This window comes from Actinomadura rupiterrae (assembly GCF_024172125.1).
In the GTDB taxonomy this organism is placed as follows: Bacteria; Actinomycetota; Actinomycetes; order Streptosporangiales; family Streptosporangiaceae; genus Spirillospora; species Spirillospora rupiterrae.
Genome location: NZ_JAMZEA010000002.1, coordinates 551,959 through 568,861, shown reverse-complemented (window position 1 = coordinate 568,861; position 16,903 = coordinate 551,959). Strand labels below are relative to the sequence as shown.

15 protein-coding genes are annotated in these 16,903 nt (G+C 72.3%); 9 read left to right on the top strand and 6 right to left on the bottom strand.

The genetic code is table 11. The annotated features are described in order from the left end of the window. The first annotated feature begins 51 nt into the window (after window positions 1-51). Window positions 52-1,107, top strand: a complete 1,056-nt coding sequence (locus FHU30_RS07105; protein ID WP_253873187.1) for an alpha/beta fold hydrolase — start codon at window positions 52-54, stop codon at window positions 1,105-1,107. 141 nt (window positions 1,108-1,248) lie between these two features. Here the strand turns inward: FHU30_RS07105 and FHU30_RS07100 are convergent, their stop codons facing one another. Further along, the gene (locus FHU30_RS07100; RefSeq protein WP_253873184.1) at window positions 1,249-2,430 is read right to left on the bottom strand and encodes an acyl-CoA dehydrogenase family protein; all 1,182 of its coding nucleotides are present in this window, start codon (window positions 2,428-2,430) and stop codon (window positions 1,249-1,251) included. A gap of 188 nt (window positions 2,431-2,618) precedes the next feature. Between FHU30_RS07100 and FHU30_RS07095 the strand changes: the two genes are divergently transcribed. Next, the gene (locus tag FHU30_RS07095; RefSeq protein ID WP_253873182.1) at window positions 2,619-3,077 is read left to right on the top strand and encodes an SgcJ/EcaC family oxidoreductase; all 459 of its coding nucleotides are present in this window, start codon (window positions 2,619-2,621) and stop codon (window positions 3,075-3,077) included. A 52-nt stretch (window positions 3,078-3,129) separates the two neighbouring features. Next, entirely contained in the window at window positions 3,130-3,543 is a 414-nt protein-coding gene (locus FHU30_RS07090) for an enediyne antibiotic chromoprotein (RefSeq protein ID WP_253873179.1), read from the top strand. A gap of 94 nt (window positions 3,544-3,637) precedes the next feature. Here FHU30_RS07090 and FHU30_RS07085 read toward each other — a convergent pair whose 3' ends face one another. Then, window positions 3,638-3,847, bottom strand: coding sequence for a hypothetical protein (locus FHU30_RS07085; protein WP_253873177.1), 210 nt, complete (start codon window positions 3,845-3,847; stop codon window positions 3,638-3,640). A gap of 226 nt (window positions 3,848-4,073) precedes the next feature. Between FHU30_RS07085 and FHU30_RS07080 the strand changes: the two genes are divergently transcribed. Together FHU30_RS07080 and FHU30_RS07075 are read left to right on the top strand one after the other, a co-directional pair. Next, window positions 4,074-5,492, top strand: coding sequence for an FAD-dependent oxidoreductase (locus FHU30_RS07080; protein ID WP_253873175.1), 1,419 nt, complete (start codon window positions 4,074-4,076; stop codon window positions 5,490-5,492). 43 nt (window positions 5,493-5,535) lie between these two features. Beyond that, window positions 5,536-6,885 (top strand): NAD(P)/FAD-dependent oxidoreductase, encoded by a 1,350-nt coding sequence (locus tag FHU30_RS07075; RefSeq protein ID WP_253873172.1) that lies wholly within the window; start codon window positions 5,536-5,538, stop codon window positions 6,883-6,885. A gap of 54 nt (window positions 6,886-6,939) precedes the next feature. On the opposite strand, the gene FHU30_RS07070 is transcribed toward FHU30_RS07075, so the two are convergent. Continuing rightward, the gene (locus FHU30_RS07070; RefSeq protein WP_253873170.1) at window positions 6,940-8,868 is read right to left on the bottom strand and encodes an acyltransferase family protein; all 1,929 of its coding nucleotides are present in this window, start codon (window positions 8,866-8,868) and stop codon (window positions 6,940-6,942) included. 232 nt (window positions 8,869-9,100) lie between these two features. Between FHU30_RS07070 and FHU30_RS07065 the strand changes: the two genes are divergently transcribed. Next, on the top strand, window positions 9,101-10,261 hold the full coding sequence (locus FHU30_RS07065; protein WP_253873167.1) for an epoxide hydrolase family protein: 1,161 nt from the start codon (window positions 9,101-9,103) through the stop codon (window positions 10,259-10,261). Between the two features lie 124 nt (window positions 10,262-10,385). On the opposite strand, the gene FHU30_RS07060 is transcribed toward FHU30_RS07065, so the two are convergent. The 3 genes from FHU30_RS07060 to FHU30_RS07050 form a co-directional block, all read right to left on the bottom strand. Then, window positions 10,386-10,766, bottom strand: coding sequence for a YciI family protein (locus tag FHU30_RS07060; protein ID WP_253873164.1), 381 nt, complete (start codon window positions 10,764-10,766; stop codon window positions 10,386-10,388). 82 nt (window positions 10,767-10,848) lie between these two features. After that, window positions 10,849-12,090, bottom strand: a complete 1,242-nt coding sequence (locus FHU30_RS07055; protein ID WP_253873162.1) for a cytochrome P450 — start codon at window positions 12,088-12,090, stop codon at window positions 10,849-10,851. 58 nt (window positions 12,091-12,148) lie between these two features. Then, the gene (locus FHU30_RS07050) at window positions 12,149-13,795 is read right to left on the bottom strand and encodes a (2,3-dihydroxybenzoyl)adenylate synthase (protein ID WP_253873158.1); all 1,647 of its coding nucleotides are present in this window, start codon (window positions 13,793-13,795) and stop codon (window positions 12,149-12,151) included. Between the two features lie 209 nt (window positions 13,796-14,004). Here FHU30_RS07050 and FHU30_RS07045 point away from each other — a divergent pair, with 209 nt between their 5' ends. The 3 genes from FHU30_RS07045 to FHU30_RS07035 all read left to right on the top strand — a co-directional run bounded on the left by FHU30_RS07045 (window position 14,005) and on the right by FHU30_RS07035 (window position 16,897). Further along, the gene (locus FHU30_RS07045; protein ID WP_253873155.1) at window positions 14,005-15,174 is read left to right on the top strand and encodes a cytochrome P450; all 1,170 of its coding nucleotides are present in this window, start codon (window positions 14,005-14,007) and stop codon (window positions 15,172-15,174) included. Next, the gene (locus tag FHU30_RS07040; RefSeq protein WP_253873152.1) at window positions 15,171-16,202 is read left to right on the top strand and encodes a methyltransferase; all 1,032 of its coding nucleotides are present in this window, start codon (window positions 15,171-15,173) and stop codon (window positions 16,200-16,202) included. The genes FHU30_RS07045 and FHU30_RS07040 overlap by 4 nt, the downstream gene beginning before the upstream one ends. A 149-nt stretch (window positions 16,203-16,351) precedes the next feature. Next, window positions 16,352-16,897 (top strand): dihydrofolate reductase family protein, encoded by a 546-nt coding sequence (locus FHU30_RS07035; protein WP_253873148.1) that lies wholly within the window; start codon window positions 16,352-16,354, stop codon window positions 16,895-16,897. Window positions 16,898-16,903: the final 6 nt, after the last annotated feature.

Sequence of the window (16,903 nt, the reverse complement as noted above, 5' to 3'; positions counted from 1 at the left end):
ACCCGACGGCGATCGGTTCGACACGATCGGTTCGACGCGAAGGGAAGCGGCATGCACGTGAGCGGTTCGCATGTGAGCGGCAGGGCGCACGCGAAGGCGGGCAGGTCCGGACGGGCCCGGCACCGCACCTGGTGGCGGAGCGGGGTGGGAGCGGCGGCGGCCGCGGCCGTGGTGCTGTTCGGCACCGCGGCGGGCGCGCAGGTCGGCGCGCGGCCGGCGACCGCGGCGGCAGACCTCTCGATGTTCCAGCACGGGACGGTGCCGGTGGACGGCGGCACCCTGCACTACGTCAAGGGCGGCACGGGACCGGTCCTGGTGCTGCTGCACGGCTGGCCGGAGACCTGGTGGGAGTGGCGGGACGTCATGCCCGAGCTCGCCAAGAGCCACACGGTCGTGGCGTTCGACCTGCCCGGGCTGGGCTCGTCGAGCGTGCCGTCCGGCGGGTTCGACATGGCGCACGCCGCCGCGCGGATCCACCAGGCGGTGACCACGCTCGGCCTCGGCAAGGTCGGGCTGCTCACGCACGACCTCGGCGCGCTGGTCGGCTACGACTACGCGCGCGACTACCCGTCCGACGTGACCCGGCTGGCCGCGCTGGAGACGATGCTCAACGGCTTCGGCCTGGAGAACGCCTACAGCCTGAGCTGGCACTTCCTGTTCAACCAGAGCCCGAAGCCGGTCCCCGAGAACATCATCAACGACTACGCGCACGTGAAGACGTACCTGGGCTGGCTGTTCAGCTCGGCCCGGCACCCGGACGCGATCGACCAGGCGCGGTTCTTCGCCGCCTACTCCGACCCCACCCACCGCAGCGCCGGGTTCGAGTACTACCGGGCGTTCCCGGCGAACGCCGCCGACAACAAGGCCAACGCCGACCGCAAGCTCACGATGCCGGTTCTGGCCATGGGCGCCCAGTACGTCTTCGGACCGGGTGTCGCGCAGTCCTTCCAGGCGGTCGCGACCGACGTCCGGCAGGCCGTCGCGCCCGACTCCGGGCACTGGATCCCGGAGGAGAACTCCAGCTACCTGAAGGCGTGCGCGGACCTGTTCTTCGGCCCGCCGCCCGCGACCCCGCCGACCGGCGACCTCGCCCCCTGCGCTCCTTGACCTGCGCTCCTTAACTCCTGGAACGCGTGACGGCCGCCGGGCAGCTGCTCCCGGCGGCCGTCACTTTTCCGGAGGGGTCGGATTCCCGGAGGCCGGTCTTCCGGACGGGTCGGATTCCGGAGGACCGGTCTTCCGGTCGGGTCAGATGTAGAGGGTGTCGGGCTCCATGCCGCACAGGACGCGCCCGTACAGCTCGTCATTGGTGTCGGGGTGCATCAGCGCGTGCATGTTGATCGCGTGCAGGTCGCGCGCGATGCGCTGGATCGGCACGTCGTTGTAGATGGACGACCCGCCGCTCGCCGCGTTCAGCACTCCGGCGGCCTCCTCGGCGAGCCGGCAGGCGCGGCCCATGTCGGCGCGGGCGCGGGCCCGCTCCTCCATGCTCCACGGCGAGCCGTCCGCGCCCTTGGCGTCGACCATGTCGGCGAGCCGGTGGGCGTGGAACGCGGCCTCGTCGATCATCATCACGGCCTCGGCGACCCGCAGGTGGGTCACCGGCGCCTCCTGCTGCCGCTCGTAGCCGGTGTAGGTGATCTTGCGGCCGGGCAGCCGCTCGAAGAACGCGTCCCGCGCGGCGGCGGCCAGCCCGACCGCCGCGCCGACCGACAGCGCGGACGCGGTCGGCAGCAGCGGCGCGCGGAAGACCGGCGAGGACGCGTTGCTCTTGGACGCGTACCGCTCGGTGAGCACCAGCGGCAGCGGCAGCACCCGCTCCTGCGGGACCAGCACGTTCTCGGCGACCGTGCTGACGCTGCCGGTGCCGCGCAGGCCCGTGGTGTCCCAGTCGTCCACGATCGACAGCTCGGACATCGGCACGACGGTCATGATCGGCCAGAGCGACCCGTCCGGCGCCGGGGCCATCGCCACGATCACCTGCCAGGTCGCGTGGTGCGCGCCGCTGATGAAGCCCCAGCGGCCGTTCAGCAGCAGGCCGCCGTCGGCGGGCTCGCACATGCCGGTCGGGCTGAGCGTCCCGCACAGCCGCGCGTCGGGGTCGGCGAACACCTCGTCCTGGACCTCGTCGGGCAGCAGCCCGGCCATCCAGGTGGTGATGGCGTTGACCGCCGCGACCCACGCGGCCGAGCCGTCCGCGCGGGCGATCTCGGCGACGACCTCGACCACGGTGCGGGCGTCGGCCTCCAGGCCGCCGTGCCGGGCCGGCAGCCGGAGCCGGAACATCCCGGCCTCGGACAGGGCCCGGACGGTGTCCTCGTGCAGGCGGCGGTTCTGCTCGTGCCAGGCCGCGTGCTGGGTGAGCTGCGGCTTCAGGGACGCCGCGGCGCGGACCAGCTCGGCCCGCGTCGGCGCTTGGGCGATGGCCACCCTGTCCTCCTTCGACGAAATGGACTGCGATCTCCGCAATGGTCGTCCGGCACCACCGCGCGGCGCATCCGATGGATTGCGTTTCCGGACGGCTCCGAGCAATCCGGGAGATGTCCGTCCGGGGGCGCGGATGGAAGGGTCGGAAAGTGCCAGAGCGCAAAAGGAATGGCACGGGAGAGGGAAGAGAAATGGCAGCGAGCACGTCGTCCAAGGCGACAGGCAAGGCAGCAGGCAAGGCCACCGGCTCCGGGCCGAGCGCCGCCGACCAGGCGGCGGTCGCCGGCCTGCCGCAGCGCATGATCGAGGCCTGGGCCGAGCACGACGCCGACGGGTTCGGCGCCCTGTTCACCGAGGACGGCACCCTCACCCTGCCCGGCGTCCACCAGGCCGGGCGGGAGGCGATCGCCGGCTTCATGCGGGCCGCGTTCGCCGGCCCGTTCAAGGGCACCCGCGTCACCGGCAAGCCGCTGAGCATGCGGTTCCTCGCGCCGGACGTGTGCGTGCTCATCACCGAGGGCGGCGTCATCGCCGCCGGCCGGACCGAGCTGGCCGACGAGGCGGCCATCCGCGCCACCTGGCTGGCCGTCCGGCAGGACGGCGAGTGGCGGCTCGCGGGCTACCAGAACTGCCCGCGCGACCCCCGCTGAGAAAGGCCCGCGCCGGCATGGGGCCGGCGCGGAGGCTCCCGAAAGGAACCCCATGTTCACGAAGCTGGTCGGGGCGTCCGTGCTCACCCTCGCGGTGGGCGCGGCGCTCTCCTCCCCCGCCTCCGCCGCCGTCGCGCTGACGGTGACGCCGTCGTCGGGCCTGTCGGACGGGCAGGTCGTGCAGACCTCCGCCACCGGCCTGACGCCCGGCACCACTTACCGCGTCGGCGAGTGCGCCGAGGTCGAGCCCAACACGTTCGCCTGCAGCTTCCCCGACATCGTGCAGGGGACGGCGGACGCGAACGGGAACTTCGCCACGCCGCTCACCGTCCGCGCGTCCTTCCAGGGCGTGAAGTTCGACGGGACGACGTGGGGCCCGGTGGACTGCAAGGTGCAGCAGTGCGAGATCGGCATCGGCGACCTCAACCTCGACCCCGGCGCCCGCACCCCGATCTCCTTCCAATAGAGCGAGGCGGCGACAGCGCGGCCGTCCGGTCGCGAGCCGATAGATAGAAGCGCCGGCGAGGTCCTCGACCTCGCCGGCGCCTTCGCTTGCGGTCTTACTCGGCCTCGCCGCCGCCGATGCGGTTGCGGGCGCGGACCAGGTCCAGCGTCACCCGGATCTGGTGGCCCTCGACCATGTCCAGCGCCTTGCGCAGCCGCGGCGCCTGCTCGCCGAGGAAGCCGGTGACGAGCGTCAGCTCGCCGGTGTCCAGGGTGAGGGAGCGGGTCCCGTCGTCATTGGTGATGATCTTCGGCACGTCGTTCACGCCTCTCGCTCGTCGGGGTCGCGTCGGTTTCACGCCCTCCCGATCGTCGCCGGGACGCGGCCGTCCCGGCATCTCCGCGATTGCGGTCAACGGGACCGGAGAAAAGCACTGCGAGAGAAGCCGCGAAAGCGGCCGGATGGTTCGCTTGAGAGGCCATGCGCCATACCGCGGAAAAGCGGTTCCTGTCGCACTGGAATCCATTTCACCTGAAGATGGGAGACCTCCGGTGTCCGAACACCTCGGGGACCGCGCCGTCGTTCTCGGCGGCGGAATGGCGGGCCTGCTGACCGCGCGCGTGCTCGCGGACCGGTACCGGGAGGTACTGGTCCTGGACCGCGACGCGCTGGTCGGGGTGACCGAGCCGCGGCGCGGGGTGCCGCAGGCGCGGCACGCGCACGCGCTGCTGGCCCGCGGCCAGGGCGTGCTCGAAGACCTCTTCCCCGGCCTCACCGCCGACCTGGACGCCTCGCCGGACGTGCTGATCGGCGACCTGTCCGGCGACCTGCGCTGGTACTTCAACGGCGTGCCGCTCGCCCAGCACCCGTCCGGGCTGCTGAGCATCTCGGCGACGCGTCCCGCGCTGGAGGCGCACGTCCGCGGACGCGTCGCCGCACTGCCGAACGTCGCTTTCCGCGAGCGCGTCGCGGTGCGCGGGCTGGTGTCCGGCCCGGGCGGGACGCGCGTCACCGGCGTCCGGTTCGGCCCGGACGGCGAGCCCGGCCCGGACGAGACGCTCGACGCCGACCTGGTCGTGGACGCGACCGGACGCGGCAGCCGCGCGCCCGGCTGGGTGCAGAACCTCGGCTACCCGCGCCCGGCCGAGGAGCACATCAGGATCGACCTCACCTACACGTCCCGGTTCTTCAAGCTGAACAGCGACCCGTTCGGCGACGACCTCGCCATCAACCCCGTCGCGTCGCCGGCCAACCCGCGCGGCGCGTTCTTCGGCAAGTTCCCCGGCGGCATCGCGCTGCTGTCGCTGACCGGCATCCTCGGCGACAAGCCGCCGCGCGACGACGAGGGCTTCCTGGAGTTCGCCCGGTCGCTGGACGCGCCGGAGGTGTACGAGGCCGTCAAGATCGCCGAGCCGGTGGGCGAGGCGACGAGCTTCCACGTGCCGAGCAGCGTGCGCCGCCGGTTCGACCGGCTGCCGCGCTTCCCCGAGGGGCTGCTGGTCATCGGCGACGCGGTCTGCTCGTTCAACCCGGTGTACGGGCAGGGCATGACGGTCGCGGCGATGGAGGCGGCGGCGCTCGCGGGCCACCTCGCCAAGGGCCCGGCCCGTCCGCTGGAGTTCTTCCAGGAGATCGCGCCGATCATCGCCAACCCGTGGGAGATCTCGGCCGGCGGCGACCTGGCGTTCCCCGGTGTGGAGGGCCCCCGGAACCTCCAGGTCCGGATGGGCAACGCCTACATGAAGCGCCTGCACGCCGCCGCGACCCGGGACGGCCGGTTCAGCGCCGCGTTCTTCCGCGTCGCCGGGCTCGTCGATCCGCCGCAGGCGCTGATGCGGCCCGAGCTGGTGCTCGGCGTCCTCGCCGACGCCTTCGGGATGCGCGGCGGCGAGCCGTCCGCCACCGACCGCAAGCCCGCCGCCGCCGCTGGCACCGGCAGCGGCGGCACCGGCACGGACACCGCGGCATGACCGTCCGACACCCCATCCCAGGCCGACCCTCCAGGAGGACTCCGTGACCAGCACACAGCTAGCGGTCGTGCTCGGCGGCAGCGTCGCCGGGACGCTCGCCGCCCGCGTCCTGTCCGAGCACTATGACCAGGTCGTCGTCGTGGACCGCGACGAGGTGCTCGGCGTGGCCGGGCCGCGCCGGGGCGCGCCGCACACCGCGCACGCGCACGGCCTGCACGCGCGCGGGCAGATCATCCTCGACCGGCTGTTCCCCGCGATGATGGACGACCTGCGCACGATGGGCATCCCGGTCGGCGACCTGGGCGAGATGCGCTGGTACTTCAACGCCAAGCTGATCCAGCCCGCGCGGACGGGCCTGCTGTCGATCACGGCGCAGCGGCCTGTCCTGGAGGACTACCTGCGCACCCAGGTCGCCAAGCTGCCCAACGTCGACTACCGGGAGCGCACCGAGCTGCTCGGCCTGCTCGCGTCCCCGGGCAACGAGCGCATCACCGGCGTCCGGCTCCAGGAGCGGGCGGACGGCGCGGAGCCGTACGAGCTGCCCGCCGACCTCGTCGTGGACGCCACCGGACGCGGCTCGCGGCTGCCCGTCTGGCTGGAGGAGCTGGGCTACGACCGCCCGGCCGAGGACCGGATGAAGATCGGCCTGACCTACACCACGCGGCTGTACCGGTCCCGGCCCGAGATGTTCGACGGCGTGCAGTCGATCAACCCGGTCGCCTCGCCCGCCTACCCACGCGGCGCGTTCTTCGGGCAGGTCGGCGAGAAGGAGTGCATCGTCTCGCTGACCGGCATCCTCGGCGACCACCCGCCGACCGACGAGGAGGGCTTCCTGGAGTACGCCCGGACGCTGCCCGTGCCGGACGTCTACGAGGGCATCAAGGACGCCGAGCCGCTCACCGACCCGGTGTCGTTCCAGTTCCCGGCGAGCGTCCGGCGCCGGTACGAGCGGCTGACCCGGTTCCCGGACCGGCTGCTGGTCATCGGCGACGCGATCTGCTCGTTCAACCCGGTGTACGGGCAGGGCATGACCGTCGCGGCGATGGAGGCGATGGCGCTGAGCCGGCAGCTGCGGCGCGAGCCCGTCCCGGACGCGCGGACGTTCCTGCGGGCCGTCGGGCGCGTGGTGAACCAGCCGTGGGACATCTCGACCAGCGGCGACCTGGACTTCCCGGGCGTCCAGGGCGAGCGCCCGCTGAAGGTCCGGATGGGGAACGCCTACATGGCCAAGCTCCAGGCGGCGGCGACGCGGGACGCCTCGCTCACCGACGCGTTCATGCGGGTCGCGGGCCTGATCGACCCGCCGACCGCGCTGATGAAGCCGAAGGTGATGGCCAAGGTGCTGCGCGGCTCCCAGGCCGCCGCCCAGGCCGAGGCGCAGGCCGCCTCGTAGCGCACGCACAGAACGGGCGGGACGGTCTGACCGTCCCGCCCGTTCTTCATGCGTCTAGCTTGCAGCCAGCAGGCGGTCGAACTCGGTGGTGTCCAGGGCGCCGTCCCGCCAGAGCGAGAGCGGGTCGGAGCGCAGGACCTCCATCAGGCGCTGCAGGGCGGCATCGCTCTCGCCCGCCTGCGCCAGGTTGTCGCGCAGATCGGTGATCCGGGCCGTGGCCTCGTTCCAGACGGTCTCGACGTCGGTCACCAGGACGGCGATGCGGCGGAACACGCGGTTCATCCGCTCGACCGCCGCGGCCGGCGTGAGGTCGACGCGCCCGTCATCGGTGATGTCGCGCTCGGCGAGCGGCGGCACCGGATCGGTGAGGACGACCGAGGGCGCGTCGAGCAGGTCCGCGGCGGAGCGGCCGTTCGGCGACTGCCCGTTGCGGCTCAGCGCGAGCGCCGCGTCCTGGACGACGACGGAGTAGGCGTTGAAGAGCTGCCACAGGCTCGTGAGGTCGGTGGCCGCGGCCTGCCAGCGCGTCCGGCTGCGTCCGGACAGCTCGGTGTCGGCGAGCAGCCGCCAGCCGAAGCTGTTCTCCAGGTCGTTCAGGTTGGAGCGGATCGCGTCGCGGCGCGACTCGGCCGTGGCGACGGCCGCCGCGTCGGCGCGCGCCGGTTCCGGTGCGGGACGGCCCGCCAGCGCGGCGGCCTTCTTCCCGGACGGCGCCGACCCCGCCGGCTGCGGGCGCGGATCGGGGAAGCGCCGGTCGGCCCAGGCTCCGACCGGACGTTCCACCAGGTAGTAGCCGATCGTCGCGAGGATGACCGTCCCGATGATCGTGACCGTCTCCAGCTCGGCGAAGCCGTTGCTGCCGTAGAACACGTCGATGCTCTTCGGCTTGCCGTCCAGGATCGTCTGGGGTTGCAGGTAGAAGTGCATGGCGGCGAAGTGCCAGAGGTAGATCCCGTAGGAGATCTTGCCGAGGAACACCGTCGGGGCGTTGCCGAGCACGGCGTCCACGGGCTTCAGCCGGCGCGCGCCGGGCGCGATCAGCGGCAGCGCCACCAGCGAGCCGAACATGAACAGCTGGACGCTGGTGACCAGCAGGTGCAGGCCGGGTGTGAAACCCGTCCCGATCACGCTGAACGGCCGGAAGCAGTTGACGAGGAAGACCACCCCGGCGAGGCCCCAGAAGATCCAGGGCTTCGCGGCGGCCAGCTTCATCAGCTTCGGCGTGTCCGCCGGGGAGATCCGGGTGAGCGCGATCATGCACGCGATCGCGATGCCGACGCCCATCGCGGGCGCGATGCCGAACGGCCACCAGAAGACCGTCCGGTCGTCCCCGCCGAGCGCCTTGACGCCGATCAGCCAGCCGAAGCCGACGACGAACAGGATCGGCGCGGGCAGCATCAGCCGCTTGGCGCGGGCCGCCGGGGTCGCGCCGCGCGCGGCGTACCTGTGCGTCCCCCAGGCGATGAGGCTGAGGAAGATGTACCACTGGATCATGTCCGGGACGGTCCACATGATCTCCATCCCGTTCATCGAGCTCGGCGCGAACGGGTGCGGCAGGTAGACCTGGAGGAGCAGGATCGGGCGCAGCACGGCCCAGAAGTTGTTCAGCTCCCCCCGGTTCAGCGTGAACAGCACCGTCAGGTACATCAGGTAGTAGGCGGGCAGCAGCCGCAGGCCCCGCCTGATCAGCGTGTTCCGCAGCGGCGGCATCTTTCCGCCCGCGATGACCGAGCGGGCGATCGGCAGGTAGAAGAAGATCGCGGGCGGGACGAACAGCACCCCGATCGTCACCGGCAGGCCGCTGACGAGGAACACCGCGACCGGGTTCCCGGCCGGTTCGTGCTCGCCGAAGTCGGTGGTGCCGAACAGGCCGGCGAACACCGCGACGTGCACGGTCAGCAGCGAGAGCGCGGCGAACGCCCGGACCCCGAATATCGAGGGTGAATGCCGTTTCCCGGAAGCGGGCACGGTGGGTACGCCCATCCGCTTCCCTCCTTTCGAGCGATGCGAATCCACAATGAGCCGCTTCGAGGATCACCCGCCGCGCCGGGCGCGGCATCTCCGTCCTTGCGCGGCGCCGTCGGCGCAGGTCAGAGCCGATTTCGAAGACCGCACGGGAGAAGAAGAAGCGGCGCCGGGAAAATGATTCAGTGACGGCACGACGCTGGCCATCCGGAGCGACACGGCCGGAGCAACCGAAAGCGAAGGACAGCGAATGCAGCCGTTCCGCATCGACATTCCCGAGGAGCAACTCGCCGATCTGCGCCGGCGGATCGCCGCGACCCGCTGGCCGGCCGAGCTGCCCGGCGTGGGCTGGGAGCGCGGCATCCCGCAGAAGTACCTGCGCGAGCTGGTGGAGTACTGGACGGGCAGCTACGACTGGCGCGCCGCCGAGGCCGAGCTGAACCGGTACCCGCAGTTCACCACCGAGATCGACGGCGCGAACGTGCACTTCCTGCACGTCCGGTCGCCGGAGCCGGACGCGACGCCGGTCATCCTCACGCACGGCTGGCCCGGGTCGGTCGTGGAGTTCCTGGACGTGATCGGCCCGCTGACCGACCCGCGCGCGCACGGCGGCGACCCGGCGGACGCGTTCCACGTCGTGATCCCGCACATCCCCGGCTTCGCGTTCTCCGGGCCGACCCGCGAGGCGGGCTGGGACTGCCGCCGGATCGCGCGCGCGTGGGCCGAGCTGATGAGCCGCCTCGGCTACGAGCGGTACGTCGCGCAGGGCGGCGACTGGGGCATGGTCATCTCGCTGATGCTCGGCCAGGAGGACCCCGAGCACGTCGCGGGCGTGCACGTGAACATGGTCGTGACGATGCCGTCCGGCGACCCGTCCGAGATGGCGGGGCTGAGCGAGGCCGACCAGGCGAAGCTCGCACACGACGCGTACTTCGCCGAGGACGGCTTCGGCTGGCAGAAGATCCAGGCCACGCGCCCGCACACGCTCGCCTACGGGCTGACCGACTCGCCGGTGGGGCAGCTCGCCTGGATCATGGAGAAGTTCCGCGAGTGGGGCGACTGCGACGCCGCGCCCGAGGAGGCCATCGACCGCGACCGGATGCTCACCAACGTGATGCTCTACTGGCTCACCGGGACGGCCGGGCCGAGCGCGCAGATCTACTACGAGACCACGCACCTCACCGAGCAGTTCGTGAAGACGTGGGGCGGGCCGTGGCCGATGCGCGCGCCGGTCGGCGCGGCCGTGTTCCCGGCGGACGCGACGCGCCCGATCCGGGCCTGGGCCGACCGGGTGCTGCCGACGCTGGCGCACTGGCAGGAGTACGACAAGGGCGGGCACTTCGCCGCTCTGGAGCAGCCGGAGGCGCTCGTCTCCGACCTCCGCACGTTCACCCGCCTCGTCCGCGACTGACGCGGACGCGGGGACGCAGGGACGCGGCTGGCGTTCGGAGGCCGCCGGCCGTTGGACGAGCCGCCCGGCTTGGGGGAGCCGGGCGGCTCATTCATGTCCGTGGAGGAAGGTCAGCGGGGGAAGGTCAGTCTTCCGGGTAGGGGTAGGAGTCCATCACCGGACGGACCTCCACCAGGCCGTACGCGGCCTCGGGGATGCGCTTGGCGTGCTCGACGGCCTGCTCGATGTCGTCGCACTCGACCAGGTAGAACCCGGCGAGGACCTCCTTCGCCTCGGCGTACGGGCCGTCGCCGGTGCCCGCGAGGGACAGGTCCGGCTCGCCCGGCACCCGGACGGTCAGCGACGGGTCGGCGAGCGCGTGCGTGACGATCAGCTCGCCGGACGTGTCGAGGTCCTTGGTGAGCGCGTCGTAGGCGCGCAGGCCCTCGGCCCGCCGGTCGGCGGGCATCTTCTCCCAGATCCGCCGGGACTCGGGGTTGCTGTTGATCAGGATGAGGTACTTCACGGTCCTCGCCTCCGGCAGCGGATCGCTGGAAAGCAGCGCGTCTGGAGCGCGGCGGGAAGGCGGCGCCTAGAACGCGGTGCTTCTAGAATGCACAGGGCAGCCGATCGACACCGTATACCAGGCCCGTCTCGTGCAGGACGGGCGCGCCGGTGGCGCGCAGGCCGGGCAGCCGGGTGAACAGCTCGCCGAGCAGGACGGTCATCTCGCGGCGGGCGAGGTTCGCGCCGAGGCACAGGTGCGGGCCGGGGCCGCCGAACGCCAGGTGCGGGTTCGGGTCGCGGGTGATGTCGAAGTCGTCCGGCCGCTCGAAGACGGTCTCGTCGCGGTTCGCCGCGCCGTAGTGCATGACGATCATGTCGCCCTTGGCGTACTCGACGTCGCCGAGGACGTAGTCGCGGGTGAGGTTGCGGCGCATGTAGGTGACGGGGCTGACGTGCCGGAGCACCTCCTCGACCGTGCCGGGCATGCGTCCGGGGACGTCGGCGAGCAGCAGTTCGCGCTGGTCCTCGTGGTCGGTGAGCTGGATGAGGGCGTGCGAGAGGCTGTTGCGGGTCGTGCCCGTCCCGGCGACGACGAGGCTGCGGAAGAACACCGCCAGCTCGCGCTCGTCCAGCGCGTCGCCGTCGGCGTCGTCGTGGACGAGCAGGGTCGTCAGGTCGCCGGTCGGGCGGCTCCGGCGCTCGCGCGACAGGTCGCGGAACAGCCCGTCGAAGAACCGCACCGACTGCGCGACGGCGTCGCGCGGCGGGCGGGCCAGCGGGTCGGTGGCCGCGAGGAAGGTCTCGCTGTGCTCGATGACCTCGTCGTGCGCCTCCTCCGGGATGCCCATCATGGTGCAGATGATCTTCAGTGGCATCGGCCGGGCGACGTCCGCGACGAAGTCGCAGGGGCCGCGCTCCTCCAGGTCGTCCACGATGCCGCGGGCGACCTCCTGGAGGCGGTGGTCGAACGCGGCGATCGTCCGCACGGTGAACGCGCGCGCGACGATCCGGCGGATCCGGGCGTGCCGCGGGTCGTCCATGTTGATCATCGAGGGCGCGCCGCGGCGCTTGTCCGGCGGCAGGTCCTCCAGCGTGGTGGCGTTGGGCTCGGAGCTGAACACGTCGGTGCGCCGGCTCGCCTCCTCCACCTCGGCGTACCGGGTGACCAGGTAGAACTCGACAGGCGGGCCGCCCATCGAGCTCGGCTGGCGGAACCGCACCGGCCCGCGGGTGGCGCGCAGGCTCGCGAGGATCTCCACCCGCTCGGCGGCGGAACGGCGCATGAATTCCGCGCTCAGGGGATTGCGGTATTCGGCTTCGGGCACTGCTGTTTCGGCGACCATGGGCTCACTGTAGGAAGGGCCGCCGGACGCGTCTTCTCCGAAGTTGTCGTGCACGGCGCTATATACCGAGAGTGTTTCGGAGGGCGCGTTTGTCGGTCTTTCCCAGCGAGGTGAGCGGGATGTCGGGAAGCACTTCGAGCCTTTCCGGGAGTTTGTAGCGGGCCACGCCTTCGCGTTCCATCGCGGCGCGCACCTCGTCCAGGCCGAGCGCGCGGCCGGGGCGCAGCACGACGCAGAGGCAGACGCGCTCGCCCAGCTCGTCATCCGGGACGGGCACGACGGCGGCGGCCGCGACGCCGTCCAGGCGCAGCGCGTGCGCCTCCACCTCGGCCGCCGCGATCTTCTCGCCGCCGCGGTTCACCACGTCCTTGTCGCGGCCCTCGACGACCAGGTTGCCGTCCGGGCGCAGCCGCACGATGTCGCCCGTCCGGTACCAGCCGCCGGGCGCGAACGCCCGCGCCTCCGCCTCGCCGCCGCCGACGTAGCCGCGGACGGTGTACGGCCCGCGGGTGAGCAGCAGGCCGGGCTCTCCGGGCGGCACCGGGACACCCTCGGCGTCCACGACGAGCAGCTCGTCGTCCGGACAGACCGGACGGCCCTGGGTGGCGATCCGCACCTCTTCCGGATCGTCCCGGCGGGTGTAGCAGAGCAGGCCCTCGGACATGCCGTAGCCCTGCTGGAGCGTGCAGCCGAGCACCGTCCGGACCTTGCGCGCCAGCCCCGCCGGCATGCTCGCGCCGCCGGTCTGGAGCAGTTCCAGCGAGCCGAGGTCGTGCCGCGCGTCCCGCTCGCGGTGCTCCACCCACCGCCGCAGGACGGCCGGGACCAGCGACGTCGCCGTCACCCGCTCCCGCTCGACGTCGGCGAACGCGCGCTCCGGCGCGGGCGAGGCTCCGAGGACAAGGCGTCCGCCGGACATCAGTGCGCCCAGCGCGCTCGTCATCGGGAACCCGTGCGCCAACGGCAGGACGGCCAGGTAGACGGTGTCCGGGCCGAAGCCGCTGACGTCCGCCGACCGCTCGACCATGTAGGCGTAGTCGTTGTGCGTCCGCGCGATGATCTTGGGCAGCGCGGTCGTCCCGCCCGACAGCAGGAACAACGCCGTCCGCTCCGCATCCGGCGCCGCGTGGTCCAGCTCGGCCCGCGCCGCCTTCGCATCCTCGGCGGGGGCGCACAACTCCCCCAGGTCCGCGCTCCTCCCGCTCGTACCACCGGCTACCAGGACGTTCTTCACGGACGGGACGTCGCCGGCGACCTGCCAGGCCATGGCCTCCAGGTCGAAGCCGCGGTCGTCGGCGGTGACGACCAGGGCGCGGGCGCCGGCCGCTTCCGCGATCGCGGTGACCTCGTGGCGGCGGGCGGCGGGCAGTGCGAGCAGCGGCGGCGTGCCGAGGCGCAGGCACGCCAGCGCCAGCACGACGAACTCCCAGCAGTTCGGCAGCTGCGTCAGGACGCGGTCGCCGGGACGCAGGCCCAGGTCGCGCAGGCGCAGCGCGGCTCCGTCGGCACGGGACATCAACTCGCGGTAGGTCAGGCGGACGTCCCCGTCCACCAGGCACAGCGCGTCGGGCGTGGCGTCCGCGGCGGCCTGGACGTGCGCGCCGAGCGGTATGCCCTGCCAGTAGCCGCGCTCGTAGTAGCGGGCGGCGAACTCGGCGGGCCACGGGACGGCGTCCGCGCTCCGGGGGCTGGTTTTCGGGCTCATCAAGGCACCTCCACGGCAGAACGATTCCTGCCGAGCGCCGCCCGCCGCTTCTCCGGAAATGCCATCTCGCCGAATGCCGAATTGCGCATGGCGGTTCGGCGCAGCAAGGAGCGAGTTGCCCGGCGTCCGCCTTTCCGAAAACCATCGGAAGGGCGTGCTCCGAGAGGAAGAGGGCGACGATGGCACCCAGGCGCGACCTTATTGACCGGTTGACGAGGCGGTTCGACCACCACGATCCCGACTACACGCCGGAGGCGGCCGAGATCGTCAATTCCGAGGTGCGGGAGACGGGACCGGTCGTCCGGTCCGACCGGTACGGCGGGATGTGGATCCTGTCCCGGTACGAGGACGTGCGGGAGGCGCTGCGCGACCACGAGACGTTCAGCTCGGGCGCGGGCGTGCACTTCCCGCGCGCCGAGGGGATGCCGAAGTTCGCGCCGATCGACCACGACCCGCCCGAGCAGCGCGTCCTGCGGAAGCTGATGATGCCGCCGATGGAGCGGGCCGCGCTGCGCGCGCTGGAGCCGAAGATCGAGGCGCTCGCCGCGTCGCTGGTCGAGCCGCTGGCCGCGCGCCGCGCCGGGGACCTGGTCGGCGAGCTGGCGCAGCCGTTCGCGATCGGCACGCTCGGCCTCGCGATCGGCCTCTCGGACGAGGCGCAGCACCAGATCAGGGGCCTGACCGTGCAGATGTGGCGGCGGCTGTCGAAGGACCCGGACGCGTCCGGGTTCTGGCCCGCGTTCCGCGACCTGCTGTCCGCCGAGATCGAGCGGGCCCGGCGCGAGCCCGGCGACTACTACCTCGCGCGGCTCGCCGAGACCGAGATCGGCGGCGAGCGCATCTCCGACGACACGCTCTACTCGATCATCGTGTCGTACTGCGTGGCCGGGCACGACAACCCGATGAACTCGATCGCCCGCGCGCTCTGGCTGCTCGCCCGCGACCCCGCGCTCCAGGAGCGGCTGCGCGCCGAGCCGGACCTGGCGGACGGCATCGTCGAGGAGTCGCTGCGCCGCTGGTGCCCGGCCGACCGGCTCACCCGCGTCACCACCCGCGAGGTCACGGTCGGCGGGGTCACGATCCCCGAGGGCGCCCGCGTGGTGCTGCTGTTCGACGCCGCCAACCGCGACCCGCGCCGGTTCGCCGACCCGGACGCCTTCGACCCCGACCGCGCCGACGCCCGCGACCACGTGAGCTTCGGGCACGGCATCCACCACTGCATCGGCGCGAACCTCGCGCGCACCGAGATCCGGACCGTCCTGCGGGAGCTGCTGAACCATCCGCCGTTCACGCTGGTGGACGCGCCGGAGCCGCACTTCGAGAACGGGCGGCACATCGTGTTCCCGAAGCTGGTCGTCCGGTTCGGGGAGCGGTCATGAGCCATCGCCCGGGAGCGCAGATCCCCGGCGCCGAGCGGCTCGTCGAGCTGACGAACGGCCTGCTCGTGTCGCACGCGCTCGTCGCCGCCGAGGAGTTCGACCTGTTCACCGTCCTGTCCGCGTCGGACGGCGCGACGCCCGCGGAGTTCGCGGCGGTCGCGGGCATCGAGGAGCGGCCCGCGGTGGTCCTGCTGACCGCGTGCGCCGCGCTCGGCCTGCTCACGCGGGACGGCTCGTCCTACCGCAACACCGAACTCGCCGAGCGGTACCTCGTGCGCGGGCGCCCGTACTACTTCGGCCACTACATCCGCATGCTGAACAAGTACGTGTACCCGGGCTGGTCTCGGGTGACCGAGGCCGTGCGGACGAACAAGCCGAGCCGCAAGGTCGCCGACGGCGACGTGAGCATCTTCGAGGCCGAGAACCGGACCCGGTTGTTCTGGGACGGCCTGTACCCGCTGTCGGCCGTCACCGCCCGCGCGCTCGCCGAGGCCGTCGATCTCGGCGCGTCCCGGCGGCTGCTGGACGTCGGCGGCGGCGGCGCGGCGTTCGCGATCGAGCTGTGCCGCCGCTTCCCGAAGCTGGACGCCACGGTCTACGACCTGCCGCACGTGTGCGAGCTGACCGCCGAGCGGCTCGTGGCGGAGGGCATGGCCGACCGGATCGGCGTCCGGCCCGGCGACTTCTTCGCCGACGCGGACCTGCCCGGCGGGCACGACACCGTCCTGCTGTCGATGGTCCTGCACGACTGGGACGAGGAGCGGGACCGGGAGATCCTCGCCAAGTGCTTCCGGGCGCTGCCGTCCGGCGGGACGGTCGTGGTCAGCGAGCTGCTGGTGGACGACTCGGGCGACGGCCCGCTCGACGCGGCGCTGATGAGCCTCAACATGCTCGCCGGGACGTTCGGCCGCAACTACACCGAGGGCGAGTACCGCGGCTGGCTGGCCGACGCGGGGTTCGCCGGGGCCCGGACCGTCCGGTTCCGGGCGCCCGCCGCGAACGGCGTGATCATCGCCCGGAAGCCCTAGTCCCCAGGCGGCCGGACGGCATGGCCGAATCGCCCGGAAGCCCGTGCGGACGGGCGTTCCGGGCGCCTGGCGTGTTCTCCGGGTCCGGCGGGCGGCGCGCGGGTACGTTGCTGGTTCGTGCCCAGCCTCGGCTGACGGAGGAGACTGCCATGCGCAAGGTCTGCGCCGGACTGATGATGACCCTGGACGGCGTGACGGACGCGCCGAACGAGTGGTCGGGCCCCTACTTCGTGCCGGAGATGGGGCAGGTGATGGCCGAGGGGATCGCCAACGCCGACACCATCCTGCTCGGCCGCCGCACCTACCTGGAGTTCGCCGAGATGTGGCCGCCGCAGGGCGACTCCAACCCGATGGCGGCGTTCCTGAACCAGACTCCCAAGTACGTCGCGTCCTCGACGATCGACAAGGTCGAGTGGAGCGGGTCGGAGCTGATCAAGGGAGACGTGGTCGAGGCGGTGAAGGAGCTGAAGTCGCGGCCGGGCAAGAACATCCAGGTCCCGGGCAGCCCCCGGCTCGTCCGGTCGCTGCTGGCCGCCGGCGTGCTGGACGAGCTGTCCCTGATGATCTTCCCGGTCGTGCTCGGCGCCGGGAACCGGCTGTTCGAGGACGGCACCAGCCGGATGGCCCTGGAGCTGACCGGTTCCGGCACCTACAGCTCCGGTGTCGTCGGCGCCCAGTACGCCCCCGCCAAATAGGTCCAA

Excerpts from the sequence above, each read along its gene's own strand:
- FHU30_RS07095 (WP_253873182.1), top strand. The coding sequence starts at position 2,619 with ATGGCAGCGAGCACGTCGTCCAAGGCGACAGGCAAGGCAGCAGGCAAG.
- FHU30_RS07055 (WP_253873162.1), bottom strand. The coding sequence starts at position 12,090 with ATGGTCGCCGAAACAGCAGTGCCCGAAGCCGAATACCGCAATCCCCTG.
- FHU30_RS07065 (WP_253873167.1), top strand. The coding sequence starts at position 9,101 with ATGCAGCCGTTCCGCATCGACATTCCCGAGGAGCAACTCGCCGATCTG.
- FHU30_RS07050 (WP_253873158.1), bottom strand. The coding sequence starts at position 13,795 with ATGAGCCCGAAAACCAGCCCCCGGAGCGCGGACGCCGTCCCGTGGCCC.
- FHU30_RS07070 (WP_253873170.1), bottom strand. The coding sequence starts at position 8,868 with ATGGGCGTACCCACCGTGCCCGCTTCCGGGAAACGGCATTCACCCTCG.
- FHU30_RS07035 (WP_253873148.1), top strand. The coding sequence starts at position 16,352 with ATGCGCAAGGTCTGCGCCGGACTGATGATGACCCTGGACGGCGTGACG.
- FHU30_RS07040 (WP_253873152.1), top strand. The coding sequence starts at position 15,171 with ATGAGCCATCGCCCGGGAGCGCAGATCCCCGGCGCCGAGCGGCTCGTC.
- FHU30_RS07090 (WP_253873179.1), top strand. The coding sequence starts at position 3,130 with ATGTTCACGAAGCTGGTCGGGGCGTCCGTGCTCACCCTCGCGGTGGGC.
- FHU30_RS07105 (WP_253873187.1), top strand. The coding sequence starts at position 52 with ATGCACGTGAGCGGTTCGCATGTGAGCGGCAGGGCGCACGCGAAGGCG.